The 17,034-nt window shown below is 65.6% G+C and carries 16 protein-coding genes and 1 pseudogene; 5 read left to right on the plus strand and 12 right to left on the minus strand.

Annotated features, from left to right (window positions below; all coding sequences use genetic code 11):
* Nucleotides 1–475 precede the first annotated feature (475 nt).
* Nucleotides 476–1,699: a GAF domain-containing sensor histidine kinase gene (locus HAP54_RS50015; protein ID WP_224741444.1), complete on the minus strand. Its 1,224-nt coding sequence runs from the start codon at nt 1,697–1,699 to the stop codon at nt 476–478.
* Nucleotides 1,700–1,825: 126 nt separating this feature from the next.
* Between HAP54_RS50015 and HAP54_RS50020 the strand changes: the two genes are divergently transcribed.
* The gene (locus tag HAP54_RS50020) at nt 1,826–2,380 is read left to right on the plus strand and encodes a PaaI family thioesterase (protein WP_339156818.1); all 555 of its coding nucleotides are present in this window, start codon (nt 1,826–1,828) and stop codon (nt 2,378–2,380) included.
* 20 nt (nt 2,381–2,400) lie between these two features.
* The gene (locus HAP54_RS50025; protein WP_248114525.1) at nt 2,401–3,372 is read left to right on the plus strand and encodes an alpha/beta hydrolase family protein; all 972 of its coding nucleotides are present in this window, start codon (nt 2,401–2,403) and stop codon (nt 3,370–3,372) included.
* A 7-nt stretch (nt 3,373–3,379) separates the two neighbouring features.
* Here the strand turns inward: HAP54_RS50025 and HAP54_RS50030 are convergent, their stop codons facing one another.
* Nucleotides 3,380–4,672, minus strand: a complete 1,293-nt coding sequence (locus HAP54_RS50030; RefSeq protein WP_166298389.1) for an NAD(P)/FAD-dependent oxidoreductase — start codon at nt 4,670–4,672, stop codon at nt 3,380–3,382.
* 266 nt (nt 4,673–4,938) lie between these two features.
* Between HAP54_RS50030 and HAP54_RS50035 the strand changes: the two genes are divergently transcribed.
* Nucleotides 4,939–6,042 (plus strand): ISAs1 family transposase, encoded by a 1,104-nt coding sequence (locus HAP54_RS50035; RefSeq protein ID WP_166297973.1) that lies wholly within the window; start codon nt 4,939–4,941, stop codon nt 6,040–6,042.
* A gap of 68 nt (nt 6,043–6,110) precedes the next feature.
* Here the strand turns inward: HAP54_RS50035 and HAP54_RS50040 are convergent, their stop codons facing one another.
* The 3 genes from HAP54_RS50040 to HAP54_RS50050 all read right to left on the minus strand — a co-directional run bounded on the left by HAP54_RS50040 (nt 6,111) and on the right by HAP54_RS50050 (nt 8,455).
* Nucleotides 6,111–6,842 (minus strand): amino acid ABC transporter ATP-binding protein, encoded by a 732-nt coding sequence (locus tag HAP54_RS50040; RefSeq protein ID WP_166298390.1) that lies wholly within the window; start codon nt 6,840–6,842, stop codon nt 6,111–6,113.
* Nucleotides 6,839–7,492 carry an amino acid ABC transporter permease gene (locus HAP54_RS50045; RefSeq protein WP_166298391.1) on the minus strand — a complete coding sequence of 218 codons (654 nt, stop codon included), beginning with the start codon at nt 7,490–7,492 and terminating at the stop codon, nt 6,839–6,841. The genes HAP54_RS50040 and HAP54_RS50045 overlap by 4 nt, the downstream gene beginning before the upstream one ends.
* 195 nt (nt 7,493–7,687) lie before the next feature.
* Nucleotides 7,688–8,455 (minus strand): ABC transporter substrate-binding protein, encoded by a 768-nt coding sequence (locus tag HAP54_RS50050; RefSeq protein ID WP_166298392.1) that lies wholly within the window; start codon nt 8,453–8,455, stop codon nt 7,688–7,690.
* A gap of 183 nt (nt 8,456–8,638) precedes the next feature.
* Between HAP54_RS50050 and HAP54_RS50055 the strand changes: the two genes are divergently transcribed.
* Nucleotides 8,639–9,286 carry a cupin domain-containing protein gene (locus HAP54_RS50055; RefSeq protein ID WP_175619343.1) on the plus strand — a complete coding sequence of 216 codons (648 nt, stop codon included), beginning with the start codon at nt 8,639–8,641 and terminating at the stop codon, nt 9,284–9,286.
* Nucleotides 9,287–9,461: 175 nt separating this feature from the next.
* On the opposite strand, the pseudogene HAP54_RS50060 reads toward HAP54_RS50055, so the two are convergent.
* From HAP54_RS50060 to HAP54_RS50070, 3 genes and pseudogenes are all read right to left on the minus strand, one after another.
* A pseudogene (locus HAP54_RS50060) lies at nt 9,462–11,729 on the minus strand (xanthine dehydrogenase family protein molybdopterin-binding subunit).
* A 3-nt stretch (nt 11,730–11,732) separates the two neighbouring features.
* Complete coding sequence (locus HAP54_RS50065) at nt 11,733–12,779, minus strand: FAD binding domain-containing protein (protein ID WP_166298394.1); 1,047 nt, start codon at nt 12,777–12,779, stop codon at nt 11,733–11,735.
* Nucleotides 12,776–13,273 (minus strand): (2Fe-2S)-binding protein, encoded by a 498-nt coding sequence (locus HAP54_RS50070; RefSeq protein ID WP_029083667.1) that lies wholly within the window; start codon nt 13,271–13,273, stop codon nt 12,776–12,778. The genes HAP54_RS50065 and HAP54_RS50070 overlap by 4 nt, the downstream gene beginning before the upstream one ends.
* A gap of 151 nt (nt 13,274–13,424) precedes the next feature.
* Between HAP54_RS50070 and HAP54_RS50075 the strand changes: the two genes are divergently transcribed.
* Nucleotides 13,425–14,075 carry a TetR/AcrR family transcriptional regulator gene (locus tag HAP54_RS50075; RefSeq protein WP_166298395.1) on the plus strand — a complete coding sequence of 217 codons (651 nt, stop codon included), beginning with the start codon at nt 13,425–13,427 and terminating at the stop codon, nt 14,073–14,075.
* Between the two features lie 15 nt (nt 14,076–14,090).
* On the opposite strand, the gene HAP54_RS50080 is transcribed toward HAP54_RS50075, so the two are convergent.
* The 4 genes from HAP54_RS50080 to HAP54_RS50095 all read right to left on the minus strand — a co-directional run bounded on the left by HAP54_RS50080 (nt 14,091) and on the right by HAP54_RS50095 (nt 16,986).
* The gene (locus HAP54_RS50080) at nt 14,091–14,633 is read right to left on the minus strand and encodes a hypothetical protein (protein ID WP_166298396.1); all 543 of its coding nucleotides are present in this window, start codon (nt 14,631–14,633) and stop codon (nt 14,091–14,093) included.
* A 90-nt stretch (nt 14,634–14,723) separates the two neighbouring features.
* A complete protein-coding gene (locus HAP54_RS50085; RefSeq protein ID WP_166298397.1) occupies nt 14,724–14,909 on the minus strand; it encodes a hypothetical protein in 186 nt (61 codons plus the stop codon).
* A 29-nt stretch (nt 14,910–14,938) separates the two neighbouring features.
* Nucleotides 14,939–15,382, minus strand: coding sequence for a hypothetical protein (locus HAP54_RS50090; protein WP_166298398.1), 444 nt, complete (start codon nt 15,380–15,382; stop codon nt 14,939–14,941).
* Between the two features lie 338 nt (nt 15,383–15,720).
* Nucleotides 15,721–16,986 (minus strand): D-amino acid dehydrogenase, encoded by a 1,266-nt coding sequence (locus HAP54_RS50095; RefSeq protein WP_166298399.1) that lies wholly within the window; start codon nt 16,984–16,986, stop codon nt 15,721–15,723.
* Between the last annotated feature and the right edge of the window lie 48 nt (nt 16,987–17,034).

Below are 17,034 nucleotides of genomic sequence, written 5' to 3' on the forward strand. Positions count from 1 at the left end.
AGGGAAAGCCGGGTGCCGATCGCACCCATGGGCCCCGAGCAATGGGTAGAAAGCTCGGGGGTAGGACCACAGGTGTAACCGGAAACAACCCGGCTTTCCCTGCGCGATGGGTTACGGCTTACTTCGTGCTCTCCCCGGCGAGACTGGGCTTGTTTGTCACCGCCGTCGCAACACGCCTTCGCGTGTTGCGACGAGACACCTGCCGCTAGGGCGTCAGGACCACACGACTTCACCGTTCGCTTCGCGTGCTCTCGTCAGTCACACGCTCGGCGTCCACCGCATCTCACACCACGTTCGTGACGATCGCGAGCCGCCCCTCGATCGAGTGAGACGGGCGAACCATACACCGAACTCCAATTCCGATAAATAGAAATATTTTTGCCGCGGGGGCTTGCGCCGTCGGGCAACTCAGTGATTGGCGTTTCGCGATAGCGTCTCACGCGCGAGCTGGCTCAGGCGGCCGGGCGCAGTCGGATCAGCAGCGAGGTATCCGGAACGTGAATCGTGTTTCGGCAGCGGAGGACGTCACCTCAAGTGTGCCGCCGTGGGCGCGCGCAATTTCAGTGGCGATGTAGAGGCCCAAACCCAGGCCTTCGTAGCTCGACTGGTGCGCAACGCGAAAGAAAGGTTGGAACAGCTTCTCGATGACAGCCGGAGAGATCGGTGCCCCGCCATTCGCGACCGACAATTCAAAGCCCTCGCTGTCGGCTACGGCGGACACCGTGATCGGTGAATTGCCATCGCCATGCTTCAGGGCATTGCCGACCAGGTTGGACAACAATTGCGCGATCCGGGCGGGATCGCAGTTGATGCCGCGATTGATGGCGAAGTCGGTTTGGACCACGCGATCAGGCCACGCCGCACGCAATTCATTCACGACCTGCTCAAGCGCCGGCAGCAATTGCGCGTCGGCGCTGCGCTTCAATTTGAAGCCGCCGCCGAGACGGACGCGTGCGAAGTCCATGACATCGTCGATCAGGGTCGCCATCCGCTTCACACTGTTCTGAAGCAACCCGACATAGGTCATCGACTTTTCGTTGAGCGGCTCCTTCAGCAACAGCCTCATGCCGGCATCGATCGAGGCGAGCGGATTGCGCAAATCGTGCGCGAGCACCGCGATAAAATGCTCGCGAAGCTCATCCGTCTGTCGGTGGCCCAGCAGCGCAGCCTCGCTGGTCGCGACCCTCTCCTGCGCCTGCAGGTGAAACGCGATCAGCGAAGCGAACAACTTGAACATGTTGACGACTTCCGACGTGTTCACTTTCGCCGGATGCGGATCGATCGCACAGAGCGTCCCGAAAAACGTGCCGTCGGCCAGGACGATTGGAATCGAGATGTAGCTCTGAAATCCGTACATCGCCGGCGTGCGGTGGTCGCGAAAAGCCGGGTCCTCGGCAACGTGGTCGATGACAACCCCGTGTCCGCTCGCCCTTATTTCGTCGCAAATCGTGGTCTGGACCTCCAGCTCACCGCCGGGCGCAAGTCCGAACGCGATGTTGTCCCGGACCGCGCACGCAATCCAGCGGCTTTCCGTGACCCGCGCCACCGCGGCAAAGCCCATGCCTGTGGTGCGGCACACGACGTCGAGGATGGTCGGAACCGCATCAATCCGGCCGATCGCAAGAATGTCGGCCTTCAGGTCAGCGGGGAGCTCGTTCGTCGCGGCGGCTGACGAATCTTTCAAGTCCGTTGCAATCAATTCGGAAATTCGGGCTTACTCCACGCAAACGCCGGGAACAAAAAATGCCCCATCGCGGGTCGCACACCATGGGATAGTCAACAATCTCAAGATGGCCCGAAACTTCGACCGCTGTCCACATCAAAGATGGTTCCCGGATTCTCCCAAACCTTGGATCGCACCGACGCCGCAGGGCTTGCGCCGTCGGGCAAATCAGTGATTGGCGCTTTCGCGATGGGCGCGCCGGGAGACGTTGCAGGCCGCAAGCGGGCTGATACATTTGGCCGGACAACAACCGAGGTGACCGGCTTGAGTGATGCAAGTGCAGACGTGCCGCCCGGCGCTCAACTCCTTGGACGCGAGTGGCTGGGCTTCGACGGCGAAATCGCCTCGGTCCGCTTCGCTGCGCAGCCTTTGTTCACTAACCGGCATGGAACGATCCAGGGCGGCTTCCTCGCGGCGATGCTGGATTCGGCTACAGGCCTCGGCGCCCTCGCAGCGCTTCCCTCAACCAAGACCGTGGTGACCAAAACCCTCACCACGCGGTTTCTCAAGCCGGCGCGCGTCGGTCCGATCACGGCCAAGGCCAAGGTCATCTCGCAGACAGAGCGCGACATGATCGTCGAGGCCGACCTGATCGACGCAGAGAACGTGACGATCGCCACCGCCACGGCCGAGCTGCGAATTCTGGACAAGCGATAGCCATGCGTTGTCCTTCCTTGGTGTTGTCAGCCCTGTTGTTGCTTGCGGTCTGCGCGGCACAGGCGGCCGGGCTACGACACTTCGATGTTCCCGCCGGCGCCGACGGGCCTGCGATCAGAGGGGTGGCATGGCATCCCTGCGCCGAGCCCCCGCACGAGATCGACGCCCGCGGCGGCAGATCCTTCTTCGGCGTCAACGACTGCCCGATCGTGGGCGACAAGCTGCCGCTGATCGTGATCTCGCATGGAAGGCGCGGATGGCTCGGTGGTCATCATGACACCGCCGCGGCCCTGGCAGACGCCGGCTTCATCGTTCTGACGGTCAATCATCCGACCGATACCGGCAGCGACACCAGCGGCACCGACAGCCTTGCCGTGCTGGTCGAGCGGCCGGCCGACATCAAACGCGCGATCGACTACGCGCTCGGCAGTTGGCCCGATGCGGCGCGCATCGACGCCGGACGCATCGGTCTCTACGGCTTTTCCTGGGGCGGTTACACGGCCCTGGCTGCGATCGGCGGTGTGCCCGATCTCCGCAAGGGCCTGCCCAACTGCCAGACATCGAGCTTGCGGGCGTGCAAGGAGCTCGAAGCCGGAGACAAGCCGAGCGGACCGGTCGTCCACGATCCACGGATCAAGGCTGCGGTCATCGTCGATCCCTATCCGGTGTTCGTCTTTCCGACGGAAAACCTGAAGGGAGTGACGATCCCCATTCAGTTGTGGAGCTCCGACCCCGCACAGAATGCCGACGGCCTGTCCGGGTGCTGCGCCGCTGATGTCAAAGACAGGCTTCCGTCAAAACCCGACTATCATTTTGTGGCGGATGCAAAGCACTTCTCATTCCTTACCACCTGCACGTCGACGGAAGCGAAGGAGATTGCCCGCATCTGCACCGACGCACCCGGCTTCGATCGCGTCGCCTTTCATCAGCGCTTCCACGCTGCGGCCATCGCGTTCTTCAGGACGCATCTGGGCGAGGGCGGAACGCGATAGCGCGAAGCTACACCCCGAGCCTGTCCCGCACGCGCCCAGTCAGCACCGCCGTGGTGACGCCGACCCGCCAGAACGCGTGCATCGGGATCGGCTTGATGCCGGTCACCGGCATGTCGATCTCGGCCTTGCTGCCACCGATCAGGCGGCGCGCCAGCTGTGCGCCCATCGCGGTCGACAGCGCGACGCCGCGGCCGTTGCAGCCGAGCGAGATCAGCAAGTTCTCGGCGGGCTCATGGACATGCGGATAGTGATCGGCGGTGATGGCGAGGCGGCTGTTCCAGCCATGGGTCCAGCTGACGCCTTTGAGCTGCGGCCACAGCCGCTCGGCGTAGCCGATCAGATAAGAGATATCGGACGGGCCCTTGATCCAGCGCATCGGGCCGCGGCCGCCCATCAACAGCCGATTGTGCTGGTCGATGCGGTAGTAGACCGTGATGTGGCCGCTCTCGTAGAGCACCGGCCGCATCGGCATGATCGTGCGCGCGATCGCGTCGGACAGCGGCGCGGTCGCCGCGATCGAGGAGAACACCGGCACAATGGTGCGGCGGAGCGCCGGCCAGAGATCATCGGTAAAACCATTGGTTGCGAGCAGCACCTTGTCGGCATGCACGACCGCACGCGGCGTCTCGATCCGCCAGCTTCTGCCGTCACGGCGCAGCGATAGCGCCGGGGTCTCGCCATGGACGGCGGCGCCGGCGCCGATCGCGGCGCGCGCGAGGCCACGCGCATAGCTCAGCGGATGCAGGTCGCCGCCGCGCGCATCCAGCATCGCGCAGAGATAACGATCGCTGCCGGTCATCTCGCGCATTTCGGCGGCGTTGAGCAGTTTGACCGGCATGCCGCGCCGGATGCATTGCTGTGCCGTCGTCTCGATCGCCGCCGCACTGGCCTCATTGTAGGCGGCGCGCAGCGTGCCGTTCTGCCGCGCCTCGCAGGGGATTTGGTAGCGGCGGATCAGCTCATGCGTGAAATTGGTGGTGCCGTAGGAGAAGTCGATCATGCGGCGGCCAAGATCGGCGCCGAAATCCTGCTCGATCTGATCGGGGTCGTGCTTCAGCCCGGGATTGGTCTGCCCGCCATTGTTGCCGGACGCCCCCCAGCCCGGCTCCTGCGCCTCCAGCACGGTCGCAAGCACGCCCTGCTCGGCGAGATGCAGCGCAGTGGAGAGACCGGTAAAGCCGCCGCCGATGATCGCGACCGGCACGCTCTTGTCTGATGTCAGCGGCGGCGTTGGCGTCGCCTCCACCGCGGTGTCGGCATAGAGGCTTGGCGGCAGCGGCAGGCGGGTGGGAGAGGTCATGCGGGTTACCAAACCAAGATGAGACGTTGTGGCGAAGACCGGAGCAGCCACGGGCTCCCCTTACCTCGCCCGCTTGCGGGGGAGGTCGGATTGCATCGCAGATGCAATCCGGGTGGGGGCTCTCTCCCCAATTTGACTCGCGGTGAGACCCCCACCCCAACCCTCCCCCGCAAGCGCAGGGGAATCGCATATGGGGTTTCGCTGGCTATTGCATTGTAAGGCAACACCGATTCTGAAGACGACTCCCGGATTAAGGAGGGGGTCGGATGAAGAAGTTCAAGACGGCCTTTCGGCGGTTGCCGGACCCGCGCGCGGACAATGCCAGGCACGATCTGTTGGAAGTGCTGTTCATCGCACTGGCGGCGATGCTGTGCGGGGCGGAGTCGTGCTCGGACATGGCGGACTTCGGGCAGTCGAAGGAGGAGCTGTTGCGGCTCTTTCTTCGCCTGGAGCATGGCATCCCAAGCCACGATACATTCAGTCGGGTGTTCCGCCTGCTCAAACCGCAGGCCTTTGAGTGCGCATTTCGTCGCTTCATGGCGGCCTTTGCCAAGGCCAACCGCATCAAGCTGACTGGGGTCGTGGCGGTTGACGGCAAGGCCCTGCGCGGGGCCTACGAACGCGGCGGCAAGGCCACCCCGCTGCACATGGTCAACGTCTTTGCGGTGGATGCCCGCATGGCCTTGGCTCAGCAAAAGGCATCTGGTCGCAACGAGACGGCGGGCGCTCTGGAGGTACTGGACCTTCTGTCGCTGGAAGGCTGCATCGTTACCGCCGATGCGCTGCATTGTACCCGCGCCTTTGCGGCTACGGTGCGCGAGCGCGGCGGCGACTATGTTCTGGCGATCAAGGCCAACCGCGGGCGCTTGTTCACCGCGGTGACCCAACAATTTGCGCGATCGGGCAAGCGCAGCACAGCCGAGCAGATCGACCCTTCCACCCACGATCGACGCGAAGTGCGACGTGCCACAGTCATGCGCAATACCAGTTTGGCGGACCTCTATGGCTTCCCAGGGGCCGCCGCGATAGGGCGCATCACCTCGCGCAGACGCCTGCGGAAGCAGCGCGCCGATGCGCCTGTCGTGCGTCACTATCTCCTGTCCAAATACATCGCTCCCAAGCGGCTGCTCCACGTCACTCGCAGCCATTGGGGCATCGAGAACCAACTCCATTGGGTGCTCGACGTCCATTTTGCCGAGGATAGCAACCGCTCACGCTGCGACCATGCGCCCGAGAACCTTGCCATTCTGCGCAGGCTCGCCCTCAACATCCTGCGAACTCACCCGGATCCAGCCTCCCTGCGGCGCAAAATTAAGCGCGCCGGCTGGGACAATGCCTTCCTCATGGCAGCCCTCAGCCATATGCGATAGCCCTGCCCGCAAGCGGGAGAGGGGGTGGAGTGCCGATGCGGCAGCAGCTCGATCGAACGACGTCATGATCACAGCGGATGCAGCACGCGGCGCAGAAAGTCCTGGGTGCGCGGGTGCTGCGGTTGGTTGAGGACGGATTTGGCGGCGCCCTGCTCGACGATGACGCCGCCGTCGATGAACAGCACGCGGTCGGCGACGTCGCGGGCAAAGCCCATCTCATGGGTGACGACCACCATGGTCATGCCGTCGTCGGCGAGCTTGCGCATCACCGAGAGCACGTCGCCGACCAGTTCCGGATCGAGCGCGGAGGTCGGCTCGTCGAACAGGATCGCCTTCGGCTGCATGGCGAGTGCCCGCGCGATCGCGACGCGCTGCTGCTGGCCGCCGGACAATTGCGGCGGATGCACCTCGGCCTTGTCGGCGAGGCCGACCTGCGCGAGCAGTGCGCGGCCGCGCGCGACGGCCGCCTCGCGCGGCTCCTTCTTCACATAGAGCGGGCCCTCGATGACATTCTCGAGCGCGGTGCGGTGCGGGAACAGGTTGAAGCGCTGGAACACCATCGAGACCTGGGTGCGGATCGCCACGATCGAGCGGTCGCCCTGGTCGACGCGCGCACCCTCGACGCTGATCTCGCCGCGATCGTAGCTCTCGAGCCCGTTGATGCAGCGCAGGATGGTCGACTTGCCGGAGCCGGACGGGCCGATGATGCAAACCACCTCGCTCTTGGCGACCGAGGCGGTGATGCCCTTCAGCACCTCGACCTTGCCAAAGCTCTTGTGGACGTCGCGAAGCTCGATCATTTGCGGTTCGCCTTGTTCTCGAAGTGCCGAACCAGCAGGATGAGCGGGATGCTCATGGTGAGGTACATCAGCGCCACCAGCGTGAATACGCTGGTGTTCTTGAAGGTCGAGGAGGCGATCAGCTTGCCTTGCAATGCAAGCTCGGCGACCGTGATGGTCGAGGCCTGCGAGGAATCCTTCAGCATCATGATCATGATGTTGCCGTAGGGCGGCAGGATGATCCTGACCGCCTGCGGCAGTACCACCCGGCGCATGGTGAGCCACCAGCCCATCCCGATGGTCTGCGCCGCTTCGATCTGCCCCTTGTCGATCGCCTCGATGCCGGCGCGGAAGTTTTCCGCCTGATAGGCCGAATAGGCGATGCCGAGCCCGATGATCGCGGCCTGCAGCGCCGAGAGCGCGATGCCGAAATCGGGCATCACGAAATAGATGTAGAACAGCAGCACGATGATCGGGATGCCGCGGATCACGTTGATCAGCGCGGCGCTGAGGCCTGTGAGGATGCGAATGCCGGACACGCGCATCAAGGCCCACACCTGCCCGAGCACGGTCGACAGCACCAGCGAGCCGATGGTGACGACGATGGTCAGCCAGACACCCTGCAGCAGGATCGGCACGAACTCGACGGCGTCATGGAAGAATTTTTGCATCGGCTAGTCGTATCCAGTCCCGTCACGTGCTCAAATGTTATTTCCGTCACCCCTGCGCAAAGGCTTCGCCTTTGTCGCTGGAGGAGCGCGTAGCGCGTCTCGAAGGGTCGACGGCCACCAGCCGGGCCGTCGACCCTTCGAGGCTCGCTCCGCTCGCACCTCAGGATGACGGATCACTTCGGAGCACACACTCTCTCACGACCCGCTGGCCTTCTGGCCCCATTTCTCGAGGATCTTTGCGATCGTGCCGTTAGCCTTCAGCTTCGCCAGCGAGGCATTGATCTTGGCCAGCAGTTCAGTGTCGCTCTTGCGGACACCAATCGCGACCGTGCCGACGGTGACGGGCTTGTAGCCGTCGACCAGCCGGACGTCGGCGAAATGGCCCTGCTGCAGATTGTAGGCGAGGATCGGATAATCGGCGAACCCGGCCTTGAGGCGGCCGGCATTCACGTCTCGCAGGATGTCGGGAATGGTGTCGTAGACCTTCACCTCGCTGAACAGCCCGGTCTTCTTCAGCGCGTCGACGAAGGCGGTGCCGACCTGGGCGCCGACCACGGTGCCCTTCAGATCCTCCTGCGAGGCATAGGCCTTGGTGTCGGCCTTCGGCACCACGAGGCCCTCGCCATAGCTATAGACGGGATCGGAGAAATCGATCACCTCCTTGCGCGCGGCGGTGGCGAACATCGCGGCCGCGATGATGTCGATCTTGTTCGCGGTCAGCGAGGGAATCAGCGCCGAGAACTGCATCGGCTCGATCTGCACGGAGAAGCCGGCGTCCTTGCCGATCTCGGTGGCGAGATCGACCATGATGCCCTGGATCGAGTTGGTCTTGGTGTCGAGGAAGGTGAAGGGGATGCCGGTCGGCGTCGAGCCGACCTTCAACACCTGCTGCGCCGGCGACGGCGCGCTCAAGCCGAGGGCGAGCGCCGCGACCGCGGCCTGGACGAGACGCTGAAACGACATCGCAACACCTCCCGAAGCTGGCCGCCGGCGCCGCGTCGTCCGCTGTAGCAGCGGTTTTGGTTGCGGGCGACGCCGTTCCGGCCTATTTTCACCAATATGAAATTGTGGTCACGAAACCGCGGCCAATGCAAGCGGTTTTCATGCACATGAAGGAAGCGGACTGACGTGAGCGGCGGCAAGAGAATGCGCAAAGGTGCGGCAGCGAGGCCCGCGGCAGCACGCCGCGCCGCCAAAAAACCGGCGGTGAAGCCGGCCGAGCCGGCGATGGATCTCGCGGTCGGACGCCGCATCCGCGACCTGCGCCGCAGCAAGGAGATGTCGTTGGAGGTGGTCGCCGCACGCACGGACTTGTCGATCGGCTTCATCAGCCAGATCGAGCGCGGCCTGTCGTCGCCGTCGCTGCGTGTGCTGGCGACACTCGCCGACGTGCTCGGCGTCGGCATCGCCGCGCTGTTCGGCGCGACGCCGCGGGATGACGGCGCCGGCGGCGTCGTGACCCGCGAGGTGCAGCGCGCCGAGCTGAAACTGTGGCGCACCGGAATTTCAAAGCAGCTGTTGAGCCCCGCCGGCAGCGAGAGCCGGCTCAACCTGTTCCTGGTGCATCTCGAGCCCGGCGGCAACACCGGCGACGAGTTCTATACCCATGACGGCGAGGAGGCCGGCCTCGTGCTTCAGGGCGAGATGATTCTCACGGTGGACACCGAGACCTGGACGCTGAAGCAGGGCGACAGTTTCAGATTCGCGAGCCGCCGCCCGCACCGGTTTTCCAATCCGGCTGATGATGCCAAGGCCGTGGTGCTGTGGGTGAATTGCGTGACGGCGGCGGGGTAAGCCACCTGCCCCATCCAACGTCGTCCCGGCGAAAGCCGGGACCCATTACCACAGGGTCGTGTTGTTGAAGCAGGCTGTGGCCCCAGCGTCGCCCAACAACCAACATTTGTGGTTATGGGTCCCGGCCTTCGCCGGGACGACGACGATGGTTAGCCCGCCATCGAGTCGAGCCGTGTCACCCCAACCCCATCACCAATTCCTCGATCTTGATCGGGAAATTCCGTACGCGGATGCCGGTGGCGTGCCAGACGGCGTTGGCGACCGCGCCGGCGCTGCCGGTGATGCCGATCTCGCCGACGCCCTTGATGCCGAGCGGATTGACGTGCGGATCATGCTCGTCGACCGTGATGACGTCCATCGGCGGCACGTCGGCATTCACGGGCACATGATATTCGGCAAGGTTCGCATTCAGGATGCGGCCGGACCTGTGATCCATCACCGCCTCCTCATGCAACGCGAAGGAGAGGCCCCAGATCATGCCGCCACGCAGCTGGCTCTGCACCATCAACGGATTGATGATGCGGCCGGCGGCGAACGCGCCGACCAGCCGGGTGGCGCGGATCTGGCCGAGCTCGGGATCGACCTTGACCTAGGCGAAGACAGCGCCATGCGCGTGCATTGCATATTGCGATTGCGCCGCGGGATCGGCCGCACCGGTGCCGCTGGCCTCGACCTCGGCAACGCCGGCGCGCGTCAGGATGTCGGCATAGCTTTCGCTGCGCGCGTCGTCGTCGCGGCGATGCAGCCGCCCGGCGCTTGCCACCACGCCGGCATTGCCGGCGCCGAACAGCGGCGAGCGCTGGTCTGACGTCGCGAGCTCGGCGAGTTTTGCGATCGCGGCAGCACCGGCATTGTGGATCGCGGCGCCCACCGTTGCAGTGTGCGCCGAGCCGCCGGCGATGCCGGCATCCGGCAGATCCGATGTGCCCGACAGGAACGAGACCTGATCGAGATCGAGGGCAAGCGCATCGGCCGAGATTTGCGTGAGCGCAGTCCAGGCGCCCTGCCCCATGTCATGCGCGCCGCTCTCCATCACGCCGCGCCCGTCGGCGCGGATCACGGCGCGGGCATTGCCCTGGAACATCAGCGCCGGGAATGTCGCGGTGCCCATGCCCCAGCCGACCAGGAAGCCGTTGTCGTCGCGCATCTGCTTTGGTTGCAATGGACGTCCCGCCCAGCCGAAACGTTCGGCGGCCTTCGCGTAGCATTGGCGCAGCGCCTTGGAGGAGAACGGCTTGCCGGTGGTCGGCTCGACCTCGGCATAATTCTTCAGCCGGAACTCCAGGGGATCGATGCCGCAGGCGAACGCCGCCTCGTCGATCGCGCTCTCGAGCGCAATCGATCCGGTGGCTTCGCCCGGCGCGCGCATGAACAGCGGCGTGCCGGTATCGATGCGCACTGCTTCATGCGCGGTGCGGATCGCAGGGCTCGCATAGAGCGTGTGCGAGGCGTCCGCGGCGGGCTCGTAGAAATCGTCGAAGCTCGAGGTCGTGATGCGCGCCTCGTGATCGAGTGCGGTCAACAGGCCAGTATCGTCGGTGCCGATCCGGATGCGCTGCCGGGTCGCCGAACGGTGGCCGACCGGGCCATACATCTGGCTCCGCCGCAGCACCAGCTTGACCGGCCGGCCGACCAGCTTGGCCGCCATGACGCCGAGCACCTGCGGGCCGGAGACGAGGCCCTTCGAGCCGAAGCCGCCGCCGAGGAACGGGCTGTTGATGTGGATATTGCTCGGCGGAATGCCGAACAGCCCGCCGATCCGCATCTGCGCCATTGCCATGCCCTGGCTCGGCGTGTCGATGAACAGACGGTCGCCATCCCACACCGCGACGATCGCGTGCGGCTCCATCGCGTTGTGATACTGCGCCGGCGTCTCATACGTTGCATCGATCCGTTTCGAGGCCGCTGCAAGGCCGGCATCGATATCGCCGTGGCGGACTTCGGCGGAATTGCCGATCCCGACCACCGGCGGTGCATAAGCCTCGCCGGCGTCGAGGCCGACGCGGGCGATCTCGACCTGATAGCGCGGCGACAGCAGCGCAGCGCCTTCGGTCGCGGCCTCCAGCGTCTCGGCGATCACGACCGCGATCGCCTGGTTGGCGTAACGCACCTCGTCGCTCTGCAAGAGCTCCATGCGGAAGGCGAACGGATTGCCCTTGGCGTCGGGGTCTTCCGCAAGAGGCGGCTTATGTGCCGGCGTCATCACGTCGATGACGCCGGGATGGCGCTTGGCGGCGGCGACATCGAGCGCGGTGACGCGGCCGCGCGCGATGCAGCTGGTCGCGATCACCGCATAGGCCATGCCGGGCGGATGATTGTCGGCGGCATAGCGGGCCTTGCCGGTCACCTTGAGCACGCCCTCGGTGCGGGTCAGCGGCTGGCCGATGTTCGAGCCATGGCGGAGATGAGCCGGGTCGCGGGTCAGATTGAGTTCAGCTGTCATGCGTCACGCTCCTGCAACGGATGAGAAGGGGGAGCCCGGCAGCGCGGGGATACGATCCAGCGTGCCTGCGGCAGCAAGGGTGAGCGCGCGCACGACGATGCGTTGCGCGAGCTCGATCTTGAAGGCGTTGTCGCCGGACGGCTTTGCGTCGGCGAGCGCGGCGCGCGCCGCCTCGCGATAGCTGGCCGCATCCGCCGCGCGACCGGCAAGCACCTGCTCGGCCTCGCGCGTCCGCCACGGCCTTGCGGCGACGCCGCCGAGCGCGAGCCGCGCTTCACGGATTTTGCCATCTTCGATGCGCAAGCCAGCCGCGGCCGAGACCACGGCGAAAGCATAGGACGTGCGCTCGCGGACCTTGATGTAGCGGGCATGTTTGGCAAAGGCCTGCGCTTCGGCCGGCAGGCGCAGCGCGACGATCAGGTCTCCGCGCTCCAGCGCGGTCTCGCGCTCCGGTGTCTCGCCGGGCAGCCGATGCAGCGCCTCGAGCGGTAGGTCGCGACGGCCGCTTTTGCCCTCGATCTCGACGACGGCGTCGAGCGCGACCAGCGGCACGCAGAAATCCGACGGATGCGTCGCGATGCAGCCCTCGCTCCAGCCGAGCACCGCGTGCAGGCGGTTCTCGCCCTTCAACGCGTCGCAGCCGGCACCCGGCCAGCGCCGGTTGCAGGCGCTGCCGGCGTCGTAGAAATAGGCGCAGCGGGTCCGCTGCATCAGATTGCCGCCGACGGTGGCGGCATTGCGAAGCTGGGCGGATGCGCCCGACAGCAGCGCTTCGGCGACCGCGGGATAATTGCGCGCGAAGTCCACGTCGTGCGCGAGATCGGTATTGCGCACCAGCGCGCCGATGCGCAGGCTCCCGTCGGCGAGATGTTCGATGCGATCGAGCCCGGGCAGCCGCGTGACGTCGACCAGGCGGCTCGGCCGGCTGACGCCGCCCTTCATCAGGTCGAGCAGGTTGGTGCCGGAGGCGAGATAGGTCGCGCCCTTTTCCGAGGCCGCCGCGATCGCATCGGCGACGCTGGCCGGCCTGACATAATCGAAATTCATCATGCGGAGCGCCTCTGTTTTGCGGTGGTCATACTGCTCTGTGCCTCGAGCACGGCCTCGGTGATCCCCTGATAGGCGCCGCAGCGGCAGAGATTGCCGCTCATGCATTCGCGCACGCGCTCCGGATCATCGCCGGCCTGCCCCTCCTGGATCAGGCCGATGCCGCTCATGATCTGGCCCGGCGTGCAGAAGCCGCACTGGAAGCCGTCATGGGCGATGAAGGCGGCCTGCACCGGATGCAGCTGATCGCCGCGCGCGACGCCTTCGATGGTCAAGATCTCGGCGCCGTCATGGCTGACGGCGAGCGCGAGGCAGGAATTGATGCGGCGGCCGTCGACCAGGATGGTGCAGGCGCCGCACTGGCCGCGGTCGCATCCCTTCTTGGTTCCGGTGAGGTCGAGCCGCTCGCGCAACAGGTCGAGCAGGGTGACGCGGGGGTCGTCGAGGACAATTTCCCGGCGGACACCGTTGATGGTGAGACTGAGTGGGAGATTCATGCGGGGCTCCGATCCGTGTATGGTCGGTTGAATCAGGGCAACGCCGTCCCGTGGCCGCCGATCGGTGATCGGCGCGCCTTGTCAGGCCGGGTGCTGGTCGCCATATACGGAGGCACCCTCCGTTTACAAGGGAGGGCGAGAAGAAAAAACAATGGCCGGTCCATCAACAGAAATTGCTCGCAAGCCGCGCGCCGACGCCGTGCGCAATCGCGAGCGCGTGCTGGAGGCGGCGAAGGCCGTGTTCTCGGCCGGCGGCAGCGAGGCGAGCCTCGAGGCCGTCGCGCGCCATGCCGGCGTCGGCATCGGCACGCTGTATCGCCACTTCCCGACCCGCGAGGCGCTCTATGAGGCGGTCTATCGCCGCGAGGTCGAGCAGCTCGGCGACCTTGCCGAGCAGTTGCAGAGCACGCCCGAGCCGGTCGACGCGCTGCGGCGCTGGCTGCGCGCCAATGTCGAATTCGTCGCGACCAAGAAGGGTATGGTCGCAGCACTCGCGCTGGTTGCGGCCGGCTCGAGCGAGCTGCACGCCTATTCATTCGACCGCCTGACCAAGGCCATCGGCACCCTGCTCGCGCGCGCGGTCGCGGCCGGCGCAATCCGCAACGACATCAGCGCCGAGGACGTGCTGCGCGCGCTGATCGGCATGTGCTACATGCACGACCAGCCGGGCTGGCAGACCACGGCGCTGCGGCTGCTCGACGTGTTCGTGGACGGCTTGCGGGTGCAGCCGGCGGACACGATAACGAAGCCCCAAGGGCCTGGGCTGGACGCGAAGAAAGCCAACCGCAAACCGGCGCGCTGAGGCGCCGAAATTCGTTCACGCTGCCAGATTGAAGAGAACGCCGAGCGGCAGCCGGGGTCCTGCCGGATTGACATGAAGCACGGCGTCGATGGTGCGCGCGGCAGGGGATGACGGCTTCATCCAGTCAAGATGATCCGCGAGCCAGGATCGCGGCTCCCCGGCGAGCACGATCGCCGATGCCCAGGTAGCAAGCGGATTGTCGCGGGCCAGCGCCTGTTCGCGGCCGGGAATGGTTGCGCCGGCCGCGCCCATCAGATGATGCAGCACCGCCTTGGCAAGCAGGTCATCGAAACATCCGTCATCGACCCGTTCGCTCCCAACGGCATCGATCGCAAACAGCGCGTCGGCTTCGGCGCGGCTGACCGAGCGCCCGGCACGACCGGCAACGCAGAGAATGCGCGCGCATAGCGCGGTATCGGCGGCGTCGATCGTTCGCGAGAAGTGCGCCCGACCGGCCACAGTGGGTCCCTCGCCCGCAATGATGTCGCAGCACACCAGCGCGAGCGCCGCTGCGCTGCGTGCCGCAGCGTCAAACGTTGACCTCGCGACTGCGGCCACAAGATCGTCCGCGCCGCACGGCTCCCGCGGGGACAGTTCAAACTCAGGGCCTCGCATCATCGCTCTGTTGTTGATTGCAAGTGGCGGCGCTCAAGGACGCCCGGTGCGCGGCCGCAGCCACCGCATGACGATCGCGTGCGGCGTTCGCCGGCTGCGCGGCAAATCGTGCCGCTGCAGCGCCGCCTTTGCAAAGGCTGCAGCCTGCTCGCTGGAGTGCCGTTTCTCGCGCGCCAGCGTCATCCATTCGCGAATAACCGCGCGTCGTACCTTGGACATCGGAGTTTCCTTTCGGGATCAACTGCGCGTCAGGCCGCCAGCTGCATCGGATGGGCTTGCGACCGCCGCGCCGACAGTGCGCAGCCGTATTGATGCACGATGCCCTGCTCGACGACGAAGCCGCGCTGCTCCAGCGACGCGCGCAGGCTCTGGTTGGCCGAGGCCTTCTGCGCATCGACCCAGACCACCAGCACCGCCCGGGCGCTGAGGAAATTCGCCAGCCAGTCCAGGGCCGGCTCGAGCGCAGGAAGCGTGCGACGCCGCCAGTCGACCAGCGCGGCGTCGTACTGGCCGGCCGGACGGCCACAATTGCCGGTCGCCGCCGCGCGCAGATAGCCGCGCCGGTGCAGCTCGAACATCAACTCCATGCTCTTCGAGCCGGCCACGACGATACGCTGCTGGGTCGTGCAGCCGGCCAGCACGATCATCGGCTCGATGATCCGGTCGCCGGCGGTAATCTGAAGCGAAGACATGACATCACCTGTTCCCGTTCGCGCTCGCGCGTGCAGCCGAGCCGCGGCGGCCCAGCGTCCGCGGGAGCGCTTGCATCGGGATCAATATCTTCAGCGTGGGATATGAATTCGAGAGCGCAGCGCACGCCGCGGCATATGAACCGCATAAGCCCGCGCAAGTGTGCTGAAGTGCACAGACCGGACGGCGATAATCTCGTTAGATGCCGGTATTGCAAACTAGTGAATATTCATGATCCAGCCCGGCCGTCGTGCCGGGCTGTTTCGCGATGATGCAACAAGAAACCCCTCTTGAAGCGGGGCGCCTGGGACCGTGCGGGTCGGCTACTACGACGAGGCCCTCACCCGAACCGGCGATCGTAGCGCTTGATCGACAGCTCCTTGGTGTCGATGTCGGGCTTCTTGCGGGAGAGCATGTCCGCCAGCACCCGGCCCGAGCCGCACGCCATGGTCCAGCCGAGCGTGCCGTGACCGGTGTTGAGATGCAGATTGGCAAAGCGCGTCGCGCCGATCACCGGCGGGCCGTCCGGGGTCATCGGGCGCAGGCCGCACCAGAAGGTGGCCTTGGGAAGATCGCCGCCGCGCGGGAACAGATCGGTCAGCGAATGGTCCAGCGTTGCGCGCCGCGCCGCGTAGAGTTTGGTCGAATAGCCCGAGATCTCGGCGGTTCCGCCGACCCGGATGCGATCGCCGAGTCGGGTGATCGCGACCTTGTAGCTCTCGTCCATCACGGTCGATTCAGGCGCACCGGCGGCGTCCCTGATCGGCACCGTGATCGAGTAGCCCTTCACCGGATAGACCGGCAGTGAGATGCCGAGCGGCCGCACCAGATGCGGCGAGTAGCTGCCGAGCGCCAGCACATAGGCATCGGCGGTCATCATGCCGGCGCTGGTCGCAACGCCGGTGATCCGGGTCGTGTCCGCATTCAGGCCGTCGATGCCGACGTTGAAGCTGAAGCGCACGCCGATCTTCTCGGCTTCCAGCGCCAGCGCCTGCGTGAACATGTGGCAGTCGCCGGTCTCATCATGCGGCAGCCGCAGCCCGCCGGCGAATTTCTGCTTCACAGAGGCGAGCGCAGGCTCGGCTTTGATGCAGCCCTCGCGATCGAGCACCTCGAACGGCACGCCATATTGCTTGAGCACCGCGATGTCATCGCCGGTGTGATCGAGCTGGGCCTGCTCGCGAAACAGCTGCAGCGTGCCGCGTGCGCGCTCGTCATAGCGGATGCCGATGTCATTGCGCAGCGCCTGCAAGCAGTCGCGGCTGTATTCCGCGATCGGGATCATCCGGCTCTTGTTCACCGCGTAGCGCGAGGTGGTGCAGTTGCGCAGCATCTTCAGAAGCCACAGCCACATCACGGGATCGAGCTTCGGGCGGATCACCAGCGGGCCGTGCTTCATCAACAGCCACTTCACCGCCTTCACCGGCACGCCGGGACCGGCCCAGGGCGACGAATAGCCCGGCGACACCTCGCCGGCATTGGCGAACGAGGTTTCGAGCGCGGGCTTCGGCTGACGGTCGATCACCGTCACCTCGTGGCCGGCGCGCGCAAGGTAATAGGCCGAGGTGACGCCGATCACGCCACTGCCGAGAACAAGGACCTTCACTTTTCCTCACATCCTGCAGCAACAAACGCAATCGCCGCTGCGAAACCA

Source organism: Bradyrhizobium sp. 2S1 (genome assembly GCF_011516625.5).
Classification (GTDB): Bacteria; Pseudomonadota; Alphaproteobacteria; order Rhizobiales; family Xanthobacteraceae; genus Bradyrhizobium; species Bradyrhizobium septentrionale.